This is a genomic window from Streptomyces beijiangensis, from assembly GCF_017315755.1.
GTDB classification, from domain to species: domain Bacteria; phylum Actinomycetota; class Actinomycetes; order Streptomycetales; family Streptomycetaceae; genus Streptomyces; species Streptomyces beijiangensis.
The window spans coordinates 1-1,128 of record NZ_JAFLRJ010000721.1 but is presented as its reverse complement, the minus strand read 5'-3'; the positions used below and the strand labels follow the sequence as shown (position 1 = coordinate 1,128).

Genomic DNA, 1,128 nt, shown 5'->3' with positions numbered 1-1,128 from the left:
GGGCCTGCAGGCCCTCGGCCGGGGTCATGTGGATGTCCGGCCAGTACTCGCTGTAGGCGCCGATCTGGATCATCGTCGCGTCGAACGGGCCGTGCCCGGCACCGATGTCCTTGAATCCGGGGAAGTACCCGGTGTCACCGCTGTGGTAGATCCGGTGCTCGGGGCCCGCGACGGCCCAGGACGCCCAGAGGGTGTGCTGCTGGTTGCGCAGTCCGCGTCCGCAGAAGTGCCGGGCGGGGGTCGCGGTGAGGCTGATGCCGTTGATCTTCGTGGTCTCGTTCCAGTCCAGCTCGTGCAGCCGGTCCGGCAAGACGCCCCAGTGCTCCAGGTGCGCGCCGACACCGAGCGGGACGGCGAAGACCGTGTCCGTACCGGCGAGGGCCTTGATGGTGGGCAGGTCGAGGTGGTCGTAGTGATCGTGAGAGATCACGACGACGTCGACCGGGCCGACCATGGCGAGCGGCAGCGGGACCGGGTGCAGCCGCCTGGGCCCGGCGAAGGCGAAGGGGGAGCAGCGGTCGCCCCAGACCGGGTCGAAGAGCACCCGGCGCCCGTCGATCTCGGCGAGCACGCTCGAGTGCCCCATCCAGGTGAGGCGCAGCCCGGAGGCCGGTGCCACGGCGAGGTCCGCGAAGGTCGTGGGGTGTACGGGGATGGTGCCGGAGGGGGATCTGAGGACCCGCTCCTCCTTGCGGAAGTACACCTTCGCGAACTCCAGCATCGAACCCGTGGGCCTGGTGCGCGCGCCGAGCGGGTTCTGGAAGACGCCGTCCGCGAAGTTCGGCGAGCGGCGGATCCTCGCCATCCGCTCCCCTGCCGGGTCCGCGCCGAAGGCGTCCGGCCGCAGTGTGCCGAGGCGGGAGCGCAGTGATCGGGAGCCGGGCACAGGACCTCCTGGTGTTCGATGTCGCATCCATTATGTGCGGCCGGTACGACAGTGGAGGAACGGCCCGGTTAAGCGATGGAGCCGACAACTGATCCATGGTTCAGTACACAGCCGCTTTGACAGGGGCGGGCCGATCTCCAGATACTGACTCACGGTTCAGTTAATCCGCTCTCGTCGCGCCTGGAGGCATCATGTCCGAGCTCCCCACCGGGCAGCGCGAGCCCGCCGAGGCCGCGATCACC

General features: G+C 69.2%; 1 protein-coding gene. It reads right to left on the bottom strand.

What is annotated here, in order from left to right; translation table 11 throughout:
* Positions 1-886, bottom strand: an 886-nt coding sequence (locus J0695_RS38645; protein ID WP_307798892.1) for an MBL fold metallo-hydrolase, incomplete at its 3' end; no start/stop codon positions are given.
* Positions 887-1,128: the final 242 nt, after the last annotated feature.